12 protein-coding genes are annotated in these 14,027 nt (G+C 59.5%); 8 read left to right on the top strand and 4 right to left on the bottom strand.

The genetic code is table 11. The features are described 5' to 3' along the window. Positions 1-6: 6 nt before the first annotated feature. The 8 genes from ACILSO_RS27445 to ACILSO_RS27410 all read left to right on the top strand — a co-directional run bounded on the left by ACILSO_RS27445 (position 7) and on the right by ACILSO_RS27410 (position 9,303). Entirely contained in the window at positions 7-882 is an 876-nt protein-coding gene (locus ACILSO_RS27445; RefSeq protein ID WP_395740686.1) for an MBL fold metallo-hydrolase, read from the top strand. Next, complete coding sequence (locus ACILSO_RS27440) at positions 875-2,158, top strand: F390 synthetase-related protein (protein WP_395740685.1); 1,284 nt, start codon at positions 875-877, stop codon at positions 2,156-2,158. Before ACILSO_RS27445 ends, ACILSO_RS27440 begins: the two co-directional genes overlap by 8 nt. Continuing rightward, positions 2,155-3,120: an NAD-dependent epimerase/dehydratase family protein gene (locus ACILSO_RS27435; protein WP_395740684.1), complete on the top strand. Its 966-nt coding sequence runs from the start codon at positions 2,155-2,157 to the stop codon at positions 3,118-3,120. Before ACILSO_RS27440 ends, ACILSO_RS27435 begins: the two co-directional genes overlap by 4 nt. Beyond that, on the top strand, positions 3,117-4,367 hold the full coding sequence (locus tag ACILSO_RS27430; protein ID WP_395740683.1) for a glycosyltransferase: 1,251 nt from the start codon (positions 3,117-3,119) through the stop codon (positions 4,365-4,367). Before ACILSO_RS27435 ends, ACILSO_RS27430 begins: the two co-directional genes overlap by 4 nt. Then, positions 4,364-4,930 carry a hypothetical protein gene (locus ACILSO_RS27425; RefSeq protein WP_395740682.1) on the top strand — a complete coding sequence of 189 codons (567 nt, stop codon included), beginning with the start codon at positions 4,364-4,366 and terminating at the stop codon, positions 4,928-4,930. Before ACILSO_RS27430 ends, ACILSO_RS27425 begins: the two co-directional genes overlap by 4 nt. Continuing rightward, a complete protein-coding gene (locus tag ACILSO_RS27420) occupies positions 4,927-6,156 on the top strand; it encodes a glycosyltransferase (protein ID WP_395740681.1) in 1,230 nt (409 codons plus the stop codon). Before ACILSO_RS27425 ends, ACILSO_RS27420 begins: the two co-directional genes overlap by 4 nt. Before the next feature lie 68 nt (positions 6,157-6,224). Beyond that, positions 6,225-8,639, top strand: coding sequence for a helicase HerA domain-containing protein (locus ACILSO_RS27415; RefSeq protein WP_395740680.1), 2,415 nt, complete (start codon positions 6,225-6,227; stop codon positions 8,637-8,639). A gap of 1 nt (position 8,640) precedes the next feature. Beyond that, positions 8,641-9,303, top strand: a complete 663-nt coding sequence (locus ACILSO_RS27410; RefSeq protein WP_395740679.1) for a hypothetical protein — start codon at positions 8,641-8,643, stop codon at positions 9,301-9,303. Positions 9,304-9,445: 142 nt separating this feature from the next. Here the strand turns inward: ACILSO_RS27410 and ACILSO_RS27405 are convergent, their stop codons facing one another. From ACILSO_RS27405 to ACILSO_RS27390, 4 genes are read right to left on the bottom strand one after another with little or no spacing between them, the layout of a single operon-like run. Then, a complete protein-coding gene (locus ACILSO_RS27405) occupies positions 9,446-10,609 on the bottom strand; it encodes a sulfite reductase flavoprotein subunit alpha (RefSeq protein WP_395740678.1) in 1,164 nt (387 codons plus the stop codon). 47 nt (positions 10,610-10,656) lie between these two features. Beyond that, positions 10,657-12,084 (bottom strand): two-component system sensor histidine kinase CreC, encoded by a 1,428-nt coding sequence (gene creC / locus ACILSO_RS27400; RefSeq protein WP_395740677.1) that lies wholly within the window; start codon positions 12,082-12,084, stop codon positions 10,657-10,659. Further along, positions 12,081-12,779 carry a two-component system response regulator CreB gene (gene creB / locus ACILSO_RS27395; protein ID WP_395740676.1) on the bottom strand — a complete coding sequence of 233 codons (699 nt, stop codon included), beginning with the start codon at positions 12,777-12,779 and terminating at the stop codon, positions 12,081-12,083. Before creB ends, creC begins: the two co-directional genes overlap by 4 nt. A 42-nt stretch (positions 12,780-12,821) precedes the next feature. Continuing rightward, positions 12,822-14,006: an inner membrane CreD family protein gene (locus ACILSO_RS27390; protein WP_395740675.1), complete on the bottom strand. Its 1,185-nt coding sequence runs from the start codon at positions 14,004-14,006 to the stop codon at positions 12,822-12,824. Positions 14,007-14,027: the final 21 nt, after the last annotated feature.

The following is a 14,027-nucleotide window of genomic DNA, read 5'->3' as shown; positions in this document are numbered from 1 at the left end:
CGTGTCATGCAGCCGCCCTTCTCCATCCGCGTCAAATTTGACCTGCTGAAAGTCGGCCACTGCCAGCATGCCGAATGCGCGGCACTGCGAGGCGGAAGCCGGCGCGCCATTGACTTCCCGGCACTCGTCGGACTCATCGAGCACCCACACCGAGGCCTCATGCTTTATGACACAGGTTACTCGCGGCATTTCTGGGATGCCACGCGCCGCGTGCCTGAATGCCTGTACCGGCTCATCACACCGGTGCAACTGCCGCCGGAGCAGGAACTGCTGGCACAACTCGAAGAGCGCAAGATCTCACCCGGCGACATCGACACCATCTTCATCTCCCACTTTCACGCCGACCACGTGGCGGGGTTGCGGGACTTTCCGCAGGCACGCTTCATCGCCACTCAAGCGGAGCGGCGTTTTGTGGAAAAGAAAGGCCGCCTGGGCAGGCTGCGCCGCGCATACCTGCGGGATCTCCTTCCAGCGGACCTCGATGCTCGCCTGACGGCAGCGGAAAACACCCCGCAGCTATCACTTCCGCAAAGCTTGCATCCGTTCACGAAATGCCATGATCTGCTGGGAGATACCAGCATGCTCGGCATCGATCTCCCCGGCCATGCCGCTTCGCAGCTCGGCCTCGCCTTCGCAGTAGAGAACGAAGCCGCCCCCATCTTTCTCGTCGGTGATGCCTGCTGGAAGATCGAAGGACTGCAGCAAAACCGCCCGCCTTCACGGCTGGCCTATGCGCTCTTTCATGACGGCAAAAGCTACGATGAGACTTTTGCTCATCTGCGCACCCTGCACCTCTCATCTCAGGCACCGACACTCATCCCTTCGCACTGCTCCACCACCTGGGCTCAGCGCGGTGGCACGCGTCACATCCACCGTGATTGAGTCCCTCCTCATCTTCTGGCACTTCATCTGCACACGCTGGCTGCCGCACCTGCCGGCGGAGTTCAAGCTCCGGCGCTTCCTTCGTCGCACGGTGCGGGAATGCCAGCATTACCGAGGCATCGAGCCCGAATTGAAAAAATTCCCGCTGATGGCCAAGCGGAATTTCCTGGCGCATTTCACCGATCTCAACCGCCACCACATCACACTCGAAGCAGCCACTGCGGCAGCGTTGCAGGCGGAGCGCGAGCGCGACTTCCTGCCGCAGCTTCCCGGGGGTGTCAGTGTCGGGCTTTCCTCGGGCACCTCAGGGGCGCGCCACGTCTTTCTGGTGGATCGCGCGGACCGCTGCCGCTGGGCAGGGCAGATGTTGGCCAGCATGCTCTCGACTCACTCCCTGCTGCATTTGATCAATCCACTGCGCCCGCCGTTGCGCATTGCCTTTTTTCTCCGCGCCAACAGCAACCTGTACACCACAGTGCGCAGCCGCCGCGTACAGTTTAGCTACTACGACCTCACCCAACCCTTCGCCAAGCTGCTGCGCGATCTCAAAGAGCAGCAGCCGCACATCCTCATCGCGCCAGCGACGGTTCTGGCCGAAATTGCCAACCATGCCGCTGATCACACTTGCGTGACTCAAGTCATCTCGGTCGCTGAAGTGCTCGACTCGCGGGATCGTGCGCACATTCAGAAGTCCTACCATCTGCCCGTCGCGCAGATTTATCAGGCTGCGGAAGGCTTTCTCGGTGCCACGTGCCGGCATGGGCGCATTCATCTCAATGAAGACAGCCTGTGGATTGAGCGCCGGTGGATCAATGAAAGCCGCGACCGCTTTCAGCCTATCATCACCGACTTTTCCCGCCACGCACAGTGGTTCGTGCGCCATCACCTCACCGACATTTTGCGGCCGTCCGCCACGCCCTGCCCCTGTGGCAGCCGCACGACGAGCCTTGAGAGTATCGAAGGCCGTGCCGAAGAAATCCTCTGGTGCCGCGATGCCGCAGGCGCGTTGCAACCTGTATTCCCGGATTCCCTGCGTCAGGCGCTCTACAGCATGCCGCAACCTCTGGATCTCTACCGCGTGGAACAGCATGGCGAAGAGTGGCACATCCACTTGCGCAATGCCACCCCAGCCACGGAGGCCGCGGTGAGTTCAGCCCTTGCCAAACTTCTCGACGGCCTGCAATTGAACCAGCCTGCCATGCGCTTCCTGCCTTGGAGCGATCAGGCACCGGATGAAAAGCAAAAACGTTTCCGCTGCATCAGCCCACCCTCATGACGAAAACCAAAATCCTCATCACCGGCGCCTCCGGCTTTGTCGGCGGCTCGTTCTGCCGCCAGTTTGGCACGCGTGAAGACCTGGACATTCGCGGCCTGGGCAGACGCCCCAGCGATCTCCCTGGCTACATCCGCGCTGACCTTACCCAACCTCTGCATCTGGAATGGCAGCCCGATGTCGTCATCCACGCTGCGGCGCGTTCATCACCATGGGGCAGCCTGCGGGAGTTCCGCCAGCAGAACGTGCTAGCCACGAAAAACGTCATCGATTTCTGTGCTGCGCAGAAGGTGCCGCGCCTCGTGTATGTTTCCTCCAGTTCCGTTTTTTATCGAGAGGCAGACCAGCTCGGCATGACGGAAAAAAGCCCGGTAGGCGCGGCCTTTGTCAATCATTACGCACAGACCAAATTTGAAGGAGAGCAGCTAGTGCGCAGCTTTTCCGGCACCTCGGTGATTCTGCGCCCCCGTGCCGTCTTTGGACCACACGACACCGTTCTCTTTCCACGCATCCTCCGCGCGGCTCAGCAGGGAAAAATGGCCTTCATCAGCCGACCCGGCGCACCTGCGGTAGGTGATCTCATCTTCATCGACTCCTTGTGCGAATACATCCGCCGTGCCGCACTGGACACCAGTATCACAGGTGAATTCAATCTCACTAACAACGAGCCTGTGGAGATCCAAAGCTTTCTACTGCTCATCTTTGCTGAGCTCGGGCTTCCCACGCCGTCGCGCACCATCCCAAGAGAACGCGCACTGGTAATCGCGACCGCGATCGAGTGGATTTACAAATGCCTCCTGCCGTGGAAAGAACCGCCTATCACGCGCTTTGGCATCGGTGTTCTCGGCTTCAGCAAGACGTTTGATGTGAGCAAAAGCCTGCGCGTGCTCGGCCAGCCTTCCGTGAGTCTTGAGGAAGGCTTGCAACGCTTCATCACGTGGCAGAAACAGCAGCTTCATTCATGATCACCGCGCTCTACATTCTGGCAGGCCTTTACATCGTGTCTCTCTTTGTGCGACGCGGCCTCACGCTTGCGTATGTCAGGACGCTGCCGCCCCTTCCGAAGGAGCCTTTGCCTCCGGGCACACTCACCATTGCGCAGGCGATCCTCAGCGGAGATCCGCTGCTGGAGTCGCGTCTGGCAGAAAACCTGAAGGCGTTGAAAGGGCAGACCTTCCGCTGGCTCATCGATGAGGACGACGCTGAGGCGCAACGCATCGCAGAAAAGCTGAAGTGCCCATCCCTGCACGTGAAGCTCTGCCCGTCCTGCCCCGATGCCACGAACCCAAAACTGTGGAAGCTGATGGCGGCCGCGCAGAAGGTGCAAACACCGTTTTTCGCGGTCTTGGACGATGACACCACTCTGTCTGAAGCAAGCGCCGCAGCACTAGTGGAGGCGGCCAAAACGCACACCGTCGCCACAGGGCTGCCGTGCTACTTGAGCCGCGGCTTCTCCTCCCACCTGCTGGCTCAGTTTGTAAACGACAACTCCATCTTCACCTACCTGGGCACCTCGCGGCTGTTGCCGCCTTTCACGCTGAATGGCATGGGCTATGTGATGCGCACGGAGGAGCTGGAACGCATCGGCTATTTCAAGCCTATTCTCAACGAACTCACCGACGACCTTGCCCTGGCCACGCTGGTGCTGAAGCTCGGAGGCACGATCCATCAGTCCGCCGCGCCAATGCAGGTGCAGACTGGCGTGCGGAATATCAGGCACTACTGGCAGATGATGCATCGCTGGTACGTGTTCACCATGCTGCTGCTGCAGAGGCAGCGCATCTCCAGCCAGGCGATGATTTTTCTGCTGCATGGCCTGCCTCCAATTCTGATGGTCAGCATGCTCGTTCTAGCCATCGCCACAGGCCAGGTCAGTGTCTGGCTGCCCGTGCTTCTTGTGTGCTTCTATCTCACCACGCGTCTCCACTTCCTCTTGGGGCAAATCATCGCTCTCCCTAGTGCGGTGGCCATGATGTTGATGGGGGACCAGCCCTTTTCATATCTCCTGCTGATCGTTTTGTTTTTGCGCGGTTCGCTTCTGTCCTCTGTTCAGCATCGATACTTTGGTAGTGACCTTCATCGCCCGCTGATCTCGCTGCTTTCAGAGCTTATCCAGCCGCTTCATCTCATTCACTCACTCTCCAGCCGCGCCATCCGCTGGCGTACTCGCTTGTACAAAGTGCGGGACACGAACGACTTCTCCGCTGCATGAACTCGCGGAGCTTCATCGCTGGCTTCATCACCGGACATAGCGTGCCCGGCTGCACTGGGCTTTCGCAAGAGCAGCAAGACTTCCAAAAGCGCAGCGGCATCGGTGCCGGGCAGTGGCTAGGCCACAATTTTCCCTGGAGCGAAACCTTCCCCTTTCCTGAGCGATTCTTGCTGCTCAAGGCCAGCTATCACAATGTCACACACTATCTGCGCTCGCGCCGCCCTGCGTTTGCGCTTGAACATCGGGATGCGGTGTCATCGATCCTGAACCGATACGAAACCATCTTGCTGCTTGCAGGCAGTTGCGGACTTGAACTTTTCAATAATCTCCAGCTTCCCGAAGCGCTGCGGCGACGCATCCATATCTTTGCTTATGGCCCCGTGTCAAGGCGGCTGCCGGAGGTGGCCTCGCATCTCTTCGTGCAGGGTGCGCACGACTGGCTCTCGCGCTTCTACCACCCGCAGGTTCAGCACCGCTATCCCTGCGCGCACATGGGATATCTGCAGGCGCCCGAGACACTGAGGCTGTTCAACGACTATCATCAAAAGGTAGTGAGCGCATGAGCCGCAAGAAAGTCTTCCTCATCGCTCCGCCATTCAGCGGGCATTTGCATCCGCTGCTCGGGCTTGCGGAAAAACTGCAGGAGACTGCGGATGTCACGGTTCTCAGCACACCGGGTGCCGCGAGACAATGCGCCGTGCCATTCAAACCCATCCTGGCTCAGCATGAGCATGCCGTGTGGGCCATCGCCGAACCCGGGCAGGATGTGAAGAGCAATCCCCTGCTCCTTTATCGTCAGCTTAAGGCCAACATCGCGCTCCTTGGCGATCTCAAGGCCGAGCTTGCTGCCCTTTTCGGCAGGGAGAAGCCCGATCTGGTCATCGCGGATTTCACCGTGCCCGTGGCAGGCATCATTGCGACTGAAATGGGCATTCCCTGGTGGACGGCGCTGGCTTCTCCATGCGTGTTTGAAACACCTGATGGACCGCCCGCTTACTGCGGCGGCCTCTTGCCTGCACGCAATCCCGTGCAGCGGATGCAGCATGCGCTGCTTCGCAAAACCACCCGGGTGTTCAAAAGAGCCATGCACCGTCTGTTTCGCCAAGAGCTTTGCAGCATCGGGTTGCCGTCGATTTACCGGGCAGATGGCTCTGAGGCTGTGTACTCGCCGCAGCGCATTCTGGCGCTCGGCGTTCCTGAAATCGAATTCCCGCGCACCTATCCACCGCATTTTCAATTCATCGGCGCAGTGCTTCACACACCAAAGGATGACACCCCTGCGCCTGATTTTCCGCAGGATGAAAGGCCCTGCGTGCTCATCACACTGGGCACCCATTTGCCACATGCCAAGGCGGCCTTGGCCGCCAGCATGCGTGCGATAGCCCAGAGGCATCCGAGCATTGTGTTTCACTTTACTCATGGTCGCGTCACCGACATCCCCTTTGCGAATACCGAAAATTTTCAAGAGCACTGCTTCATCTCTTATGCCCGCCATCTGCCACGCTACGCGCTCGTCGTCCATCACGCTGGCGCGGGCATTTTAAATCACTGCCTGTATCACGGCATCCCCTCCGTGGTCATGCCTCTGGACTACGATCAGTTCGACAATGCCGCCCGTCTCGTGTCCCATGGGCTGGCTGTGCGTGCCAAAAAGCATGTACACCTAGAAGACGCGATCCTGGGCGCTTTGCGGGATGCGGAACTCAAGGCGCGCTGCGTGGCCATGTCGGCCATCCACCGGAGGTATGACGCGGCGGGTGCTGTCGCGGCGATGGTGCAAGCCCTGTGAATCTTGTTTTTCTCAGTTGCATTACAAACGTCCTCTCCACGCTTTCTGCCTCCATCCAAATCACAGCCATGTCCATCTCCCCTGACCAATACGAAAAGCTCGGCACCTTTTACCTTGGACGCGAATACGACCTGGCTTCGAAGCAGGTCAAAGATGACCTCATCCTGTATGATTCCAAAGATCTCGTGACGCATGGCGTCGTGCTCGGCATGACGGGTTCCGGCAAGACGGGTCTCTGTCTCGCGCTGCTCGAAGAGGCCGCCATGGATGGGGTGCCTGTCATTGCCATCGATCCAAAAGGCGACATCGGAAATGCGCTGCTCACCTTTCCCAATCTTTCGCCGCAGGAGTTTCGTCCGTGGATCAATGAAGACGAAGCGCGCCGCAAAGGCCAGTTGCCGGATGATTACGCGGCAGCACAATCCGCCCTGTGGCAGAAGGGCCTTGGCGAATGGGGACAGAGCGCCGACCGTGTTAAAAAACTGCGCGAGACGGTGGAGATGTCCATCTACACGCCCGGCAGCAATGCTGGCCTGCCCGTCTCCATTCTCAGCTCGCTGAACTGCCCGCCCGCGGAGGTGATGGACGATGCCGAAGCGCTCGGAGATCGCATCGAGAGCACGGTCTCCTCCATGCTCGGACTGATCGGCGTGGATGCCGATCCTGTGCAATCTCCCGAGCACATCCTGCTCAGCAACATCGTCGCTTTTTGCTGGAAGAAGGGGCAGAACATCACGCTCGAAAATCTCGTGCGCCAGATTCAGCAGCCGCCGATCCGAAAAATCGGTGTCGTCGATCTCGACAGCTTCCTGCCGGAGGCCAAGCGCACGGCACTGGCGATGAAACTGAACAACCTGCTGGCCTCCCCCGGCTTCAGCACCTGGTTGGAAGGCGAGCCGCTGGACATCCAGCGCATGTATTACACACCTGAAGGCAAACCGCGCATCACCATCTTCTGCATCGCCCATCTCAGCGACACCGAACGCATGTTCTTCGTCTCGCTGCTGATGAACCAGCTTCTCGGCTGGATGCGCACCCAGCAGGGCACCACCTCTCTGCGCGCCATCTTCTACATGGATGAAATCTACGGCTACCTGCCACCAACGGCGATGCCGCCCTCGAAAAAGCCGCTCATGATTTTGCTCAAACAGGCGCGCGCTTTTGGCCTCGGCATTCTGCTGGCCACGCAGAATCCCGCCGATCTGGATTACAAGGCGCTGGCCAACATCGGCACCTGGTGGCTTGGCAGGTTGCAGACCGAGCGAGACAAGATGCGCGTGCTCGAAGGACTTGAAGGCGCTGCCAATACGGCTGGCGGCAAGTTTGACCGGCAGGAAATGGAGAAGACTCTCGCCGGGCTGGGCAATCGTGTCTTCCTCATGAACAACGTGCATGAAGATCATCCTGTGGTCTTCACGGTGCGCTGGCTCATGAGCTATCTCGGCGGCCCGCTCTCACGTCCGCAGATCAAGGCCTTGATGGACCCGCTGCGTCCGAAAGCAGGCGCCAAGGCCGCGGCAGCCGCCGCTGAAGATGATGGCTTCGCGCCGCCCGGCGCCAGCAGCACAGCGGCGACGGATCGCAACACGCTGCGTCCCAAGCTGCCTGACACTGCCACGGAACTCTTCCAGCCGAGTGAGGAAGATGGCGAGCGCATCACCTACATCCCCGCCATCCTGCGTAGTGCCACGGTGGTGTTTGATGATGCCAAGCGGAAGATCAGCGGCCGAAGCGTCGTGACTCTGGTCAATGAAATCGACATCGAGAAGCAGAAGGTGCTGTGGGACAAGTTTGTCGATGTGCCAAAGAATGATGACCTGAGCAAGTTTGACTCCGAACCCAAGGAGAATGCAGCCTACGCGGACCTGCCCGGCGCAGCGCAGAAAACAACGACCTACACAAGCATCAAAAAGGACTTCGCCGACTGGGTCTATGCCAATCACAGCCTGGAGGTATTCTTCTCGTCACTCCTGGAAGCGTATTCCAATCCCGGAGAGAAGCAGGATGAGTTCAAGGCCCGCATCACCCAAACCTCACGGGAGCAGCGCGACGCCGCCATCGAGGAACTGCGCACCAAAACGGCGAAGGCCATGAAGTCGCTGCAGGACAAGGCCGAAAAGGCGTCCGCAAAAATCGACGCCCAGCAGGCGCAGGCCAGCGGGGCCAAGCTGAACGCCGCCGTGCAGATCGGCAGCAGTTTGCTGGGCATGTTCATGGGGCGCAAGGGGAGCGTTGCCAAAGCGAGCACCATCACCAGCGCGTCCCGGGCTTGGAAAGAAGGCCAGGATGTCAAAGCCGCCGAGCATGAGTTGGAGTCCATTCAGGCTGACATCGCCGAGCTGGAAAAACAGATCGCGGACGACACGCAGAAGATCCGTGATCAGTATGATCCAACCACGCTGACGTTTGAGACATTCAAGCTCAACCCGGTGAAGAAAAACATCCAGGTGACCGCGACGGGGATTCTGTGGCTGGCGAAGTAGCATGACACCGGAGGTCCATCGCGCCATCGAAGGCCTTTACGCCGCCTTCGCTGGTGCCAGGCGTCCAGCCAGCATCGTGATGTCGCCGGTCAAGGACCCGGAGGAGTTCGCATCGTTGCTAACCACACCTTTGCGCGAGCTCACGACGGAGCAGCTCTGGCAGTATTCGTTCTCCGTATTCTACACCGTGGGAGATGCCACGGAGTTTGACTACTTTCTCCCCCGTATCCTCGAGCTGGCCTCCGAACCTTTTTCACCGCTGCAAATCGAAGTCGTGTTCCAAAAGCCTGCCATGTCGGGCTGGCCAAACGGATGGAGCCAGGAGCGCCGGAGGGCTTTTTCGGCCTATCTTGATGCGATGGTTGCGTCCTGGGCGGTGGCGGTTTGTGAGATCGACGGGTGGGTTTGTGCGCTGTCCTATTGCCTTGCTGACATCGACAAGCGTCTGGATGTGCTGATTTCGGGCACGGATGCCGCCAATGAAAACCTCCGCGCATTCCATGAGGCCAACCGGGAGTCGCTGTTGAAAGACAAGCTGAGCAATTCGTTTTGGAAGCGGGAGACGAATGCGCACCGGCGGATCGTTGCGTGGCTGAAACGAGCTGAGGTGGAGCAGAGGATTGTGATGTTGTGCGCAGCGGATTGGGTGAATCCAGCACGCTAAAAGCTGGCGCATAAAGCAGTCCGCATAGTCCTCTGTGCGGTTCACAGCGTGTGCGAAGGGCCAGCCCCCGCACAGAGGACTGTCCGGACCACTTTGCTGGCGCCCCCGCCGTGCCCATGATCATGCGACTGCTCAATACCTTCTAGTACACGTCGCGGCGGTAGCGTTTGGCTTCCTTCATCGCGTGCACATACGCGGTGGCTTCCTCGGGAGTTTTGCCGCCTTCCTGCTCCACGATGGTGTGCAGAGCTTTGTCCACATCGCTGGCCATGCGCGCGGCGTCGCCGCAGACGTAGAAGATGGCGCCTTGTTCGAGCCAGGCCCAGAATTCGGCGCTGTTTTCCAGCATCTTGTTTTGAACGTAGATTTTCTCAGCCTGATCTCGGCTCCAGGCGGTGCTGAACTTGGTGAGGGTGCCGTCGGCAAGATAGGCTTCGAATTCGTCTTTGTAGAAGAAGCAGGACTTGGAGCTGACTTCGCCGAAGAAGAGCCAGGCTTTGCCTTTGGCAGCGGTGGCTTTGCGCTCTTCGAGGAAGGCGCGGAAGGGGGCGATGCCGGTACCGGGGCCGCACATGATGATGGGCGTCTCCTCCTGCGGCTCGGGCAGGCGGAAGCCTTTGCCGTGATTCACGAAGCAGGGGATGAGCGTCTCGTTCGGAGTTACACGCTCGGCGAGGAAGGTGGAGCAAACGCCGCCGCGTGCGCGGTTGTGACTGGTATAGCGCACCGTGGCCACAGTGAGATGCACCTCATTTGGATGCGCCTTCTGGCTGCTGCTGATGGAGTAGAGGCGGATGTTCAGCTTCTTCTGTGTGAGCATGAATTCTTCCGGCGTGAATTTCGCCAGCGGATTCTCCAGCAGCAGATCGATCACAAAGCGGCCCCAGAGGTATTCCCGGAGCGCCTCCTTCTTTTCCGGAACGCTCAGTTCCGCCAGCAATGTGTCTCCCCCGGTCTTTTCTACGATGGCCTTGATAAGCTTGTTGTCGATCTCAGTGATGAGGGTTCCCTCAATCAAGGCCTGCCGGATCGGCACATCGGCACCTGTTTTTGGATGTTTCACGATTTCCGCTCCAGAGAATCCGAGGGCGGCGAGTGTATCATCCACCAGGGCAGGATCGTTGGTGGGCTGCACGGCCAGAGAGTCACCGGGCGTGTACTCCAAACCTGAGTCCGACAGATCGATCTCGTAATGCGCCGTGTGCTTCGGCGCGTCCGGCCCGGAAAGATTGTACATCCGCTTCACCTTTGCGATGCAGGGGTTCTTCACGTTGTAGACAGGCTTTCCGGCTTCAGGTGTGCTCATGACTCCAAGCGTAAAAGGCGGCCCGTCATTGTCAAACCAGGCCCTCCTCAGGCAGGGAGAATCAGCAGCGCCCTGGCGCCAGCGGTCCCCACGCGGTTTGCCAGCTCCACACTGCCGCCGTGAAGCTGCGCCACTTCTTTGACAAAACAGAGCCCGAGGCCCGTGCTCTTCTTGCCGCTGTCCGGCCTGGGCAGCGAGTAGAAGCGCTCAAACACACGCTCCAGCGCGTATTCCGGCATGCCGGGTCCAGAGTCTTCGACCTCGCAAACCGCGTGCGCATCGCAGTGAAAGCCCCGCACTGTGATGGCACTTCGCGGCGGCGCAAAGTCGAGCGCGTTTTGCAGCAGATTACCCACGGCCAGTTCCAGGAGCCAGGGATCCCCCTTCACCGCCAGACCGCTTTTTATGTCCCGCTCCAGCCGCACCTCCTTTGCCAGCGCGACCACTGCCAGGTGGTCCCAGGCCCGGTCCAGCACGGCACCAAGATCCACAACCTCGTTGGTCTCCAGTTTCTTCTGCTTTTCGAGGGCGGCGAGGTGCAGCAGGCGTTCCAGCAGATCGCGCAGCCGAGCGCCTTCGGCGCGAATGTTTTGCAGAAATCGTGCGCGTTTCGGCTCCGGCACATCGCCCTGGAGGATTTCACTCGCGCCGAGAATGGCGGCCACGGGGCTCTTCAGTTCATGGGTAAGGCTTTGCACGTAATGCTCCACATATTCGCGGCCGTCCAGCGCATCCCGCATGTCTTCAAGCGCTTTGGCCAGCGTCTTCATCTGGTGCCCGGGCATGCGCGGCGGAGTGGAGCGCTCGCCACGGCTTACCGCCAGCGCATGCTGGGTGAGCACCTCCAGCGGGCGCGTGGCCCAGCGCGCGGCCAGATAAATGCCAAGAAGCATGAGCAGCACCGTGGTGATGATGGACCACTTCAGCCAGCGCTCCGTCTCCCACACAAAGCCCAGCACTCCGCGCTGCGGTTTGGCCACGCTGACCATGCCGATGATTTTGTCCGCGCGCCGGATCGGCGCGCCCACATACATCACAATTGAGAGCGGGTCGCGCGGGCTTGCACGACTGGAGCGCGCGCCATACTCGCCCATCAGCGTGAGGTTCACATCGCGGTGATTCGAAACAGTCCCCAGCTTCTCAATTCCCGCCGAGTCAAACAACACCTCGCCACGAGCGTTTGTCACATACACCTGCATGTCCACCCGCATCTTGTCCAAGTTGTAGATCCGCGCGTTCAGCTCGCGCTGCTGCGCGGCACGCACCGCTTTCTCCACCCTCTGCGGGTTGATGCTGTCCCCCTCCGCATCCGCCGCGATCATCTCCGCCAGAATGTTCGCCACATCCACCATGGGTTCTTCCACGGCTTCGAAGTATTGCCGCTCCACGCGGTGAATGAGCTGGGTGAAGAGCAAAGACAGCCCCACCGTTGCCACCATGGCAAACCCCAGCAAAAAGCGTGCGGTAAGGCTCATGCGTCGGGCCAGGTTTCGAGCAAGGAGTACCCCATGCCTCGGTGCGTGACAATGGGGTCCAGCCCTTCGCGCACACCACGCATGCGGGCGCGGAGGGTTTTCACATGCGTGTCCACCGTGCGCTCCATGGAGGCGTCCGGCTCTTCGGAGGCATGGTCCATGAGCTGCTCCCGGCTGAAGACACGCCCCGGATGCGCCGCGAAGGCCTTCAGCATCCGAAACTCATAGCGCGACAGGTTCAGAGCCGTGCCGAAGTAGATGGCCTGACAGCGTGTGTCATCGATCACCAGCGGCACAGAAGCATCCGCGGCCGCCGCAGGCAGAGGCGCCGTGGAAACACGGCGCAAAATGGCGCGCACCCGCGCCACAAGCTCCCTCGGGCTGAAGGGCTTCACGACATAGTCGTCACCGCCGATCTCCAGCCCCACCACGCGGTCCACTTCGCTGGAGCGCGCGGTGAGAAAGAGAATGGGAATCGACTGCGTCTTCCGAATGACTTTGCAGACCTCAAAACCCGTCATGTCCGGCAGGCCGACATCAAGGATGATGAGACTGAAGTCCTGCGACTTCATCTGTTCCAGCGCGGAGGTTCCAGTGGCAGCGATCGAGACGGCGAAGCCATCGGCCTCGAGCGCATACACGACGTTTTCACAGATGGAGGGCTCGTCTTCGACGACAAGAATGCGGGAGGCCATGACATGTATGGTTGATGATTTAACGTTCCGGGGCGGCAGACATCAAGCAAGTCTTGGAGAAACCGCTCCAAGTTTCTGGCTCCAGTCCACCTTGGCTGTCAGGGCCATCAAGACACCGAGCGTGACAATGCCACCCAAGGTGAGTGTCAGGCCGGTCAGTCCCTTGAAAAAGAAACTGTAGCTGAAAAGCACCATGTAAGCCGTCTGTGCCACCACCGCGACACGAAACAAAAAGCCTCCAGCGGCGGCGCGCAGATACCCGCACACCAGCAGCAACGAAACAGCAGCAGCAATCCCAAAGCTAAGGTGCACGGGCACCACGTCCAGCATGTAGGAAAACAGCAGCGGAAAGGCGAAAAAACCGGCAGCGAGAAAAAAATAATTCACCGGATGAAGCGCCACCCCACGCGAGATGGCCGTGATGATGATCACCATAAAGAACAGCAGCAGAGACAGCGGAGCATAAAACGAGATCTGCGCGGCCACCGGGCCAGCATTCAGCTCACGCGGCATTTCCATGCCAATGCCTGGCGCGGAAATAGCGTCCTCGTATTTCCAGACGAGTTCCATGCCTTTGTCAGCCGGTTTTCGATCCGTGGGAGAACTGATGGGGAAATTCACGTCGGAAAAGTCGGTGCTCATCGTGAGTGTGAAATCACGAATGCGGCTCGCATCTGCAAAAGCGTAGCTCCAGAAATCCATGCCCCGGCACTCGTAGCTGACGCTGACCGGGATGCTTTCACCAGGCGCCAGCTGCACTGTATCCGTGATCATTCCGTCCTGCGGAGCAGCCACCGAACGGCGCGCACCGCCACCCTCTCCGAGGCTGAAATGGATCTTGTCGAGCAGCGTATTGCCGGTGGGAAGATCGAAGTCAATGTTGAGGGTCTGCGTGATGGCTGTCGTATTGGTAAAGGTGTAGTCGCCGGAAAACTTCACGCCATAAGTGCGGTGCCAAAGGAGCCCCATTTTGACCGGCTGATAAGCGATCTGTACCTTCACATCGCTCTTTGCAGGCTGGAGCACCACACGGGAGCCATTGGAGGCAATGAAACGTGCCGTAGGATGCTTTTGCAACAATGAAGGACCCCAGCGGCCGCTGACACTGTCGCCCGTTTGGTAGGAGACCTGACTGGTGCGCTGGGTGATGATGCCGCCGAGCAGCCACCAGGCAACGGTGGTGCAGACGAAGATGACGGCAATGGAGAAAAGGTGGGTGAGTTTCATGGCGCTGGTGGATGGATGGAG

The sequence above is a fragment of the Prosthecobacter sp. genome, assembly GCF_044226605.1.
In the GTDB taxonomy this organism is placed as follows: Bacteria; Verrucomicrobiota; Verrucomicrobiia; order Verrucomicrobiales; family Verrucomicrobiaceae; genus Prosthecobacter.
Note: the sequence above shows the minus strand (reverse complement) of the source record. Positions and strands in the feature narration are given on the sequence as shown.

What these genes read in the sequence shown, in the direction of transcription:
- ACILSO_RS27410 (WP_395740679.1), top strand. Translation starts at nt 8,641, where the DNA reads ATGACACCGGAGGTCCATCGCGCCATCGAAGGCCTTTACGCCGCCTTC.
- ACILSO_RS27430 (WP_395740683.1), top strand. Translation starts at nt 3,117, where the DNA reads ATGATCACCGCGCTCTACATTCTGGCAGGCCTTTACATCGTGTCTCTC.
- ACILSO_RS27415 (WP_395740680.1), top strand. Translation starts at nt 6,225, where the DNA reads ATGTCCATCTCCCCTGACCAATACGAAAAGCTCGGCACCTTTTACCTT.
- creC (WP_395740677.1), bottom strand. Translation starts at nt 12,084, where the DNA reads ATGAGCCTTACCGCACGCTTTTTGCTGGGGTTTGCCATGGTGGCAACG.
- ACILSO_RS27425 (WP_395740682.1), top strand. Translation starts at nt 4,364, where the DNA reads ATGAACTCGCGGAGCTTCATCGCTGGCTTCATCACCGGACATAGCGTG.
- ACILSO_RS27420 (WP_395740681.1), top strand. Translation starts at nt 4,927, where the DNA reads ATGAGCCGCAAGAAAGTCTTCCTCATCGCTCCGCCATTCAGCGGGCAT.
- creB (WP_395740676.1), bottom strand. Translation starts at nt 12,779, where the DNA reads ATGGCCTCCCGCATTCTTGTCGTCGAAGACGAGCCCTCCATCTGTGAA.
- ACILSO_RS27390 (WP_395740675.1), bottom strand. Translation starts at nt 14,006, where the DNA reads ATGAAACTCACCCACCTTTTCTCCATTGCCGTCATCTTCGTCTGCACC.
- ACILSO_RS27445 (WP_395740686.1), top strand. Translation starts at nt 7, where the DNA reads ATGCAGCCGCCCTTCTCCATCCGCGTCAAATTTGACCTGCTGAAAGTC.
- ACILSO_RS27405 (WP_395740678.1), bottom strand. Translation starts at nt 10,609, where the DNA reads ATGAGCACACCTGAAGCCGGAAAGCCTGTCTACAACGTGAAGAACCCC.
- ACILSO_RS27435 (WP_395740684.1), top strand. Translation starts at nt 2,155, where the DNA reads ATGACGAAAACCAAAATCCTCATCACCGGCGCCTCCGGCTTTGTCGGC.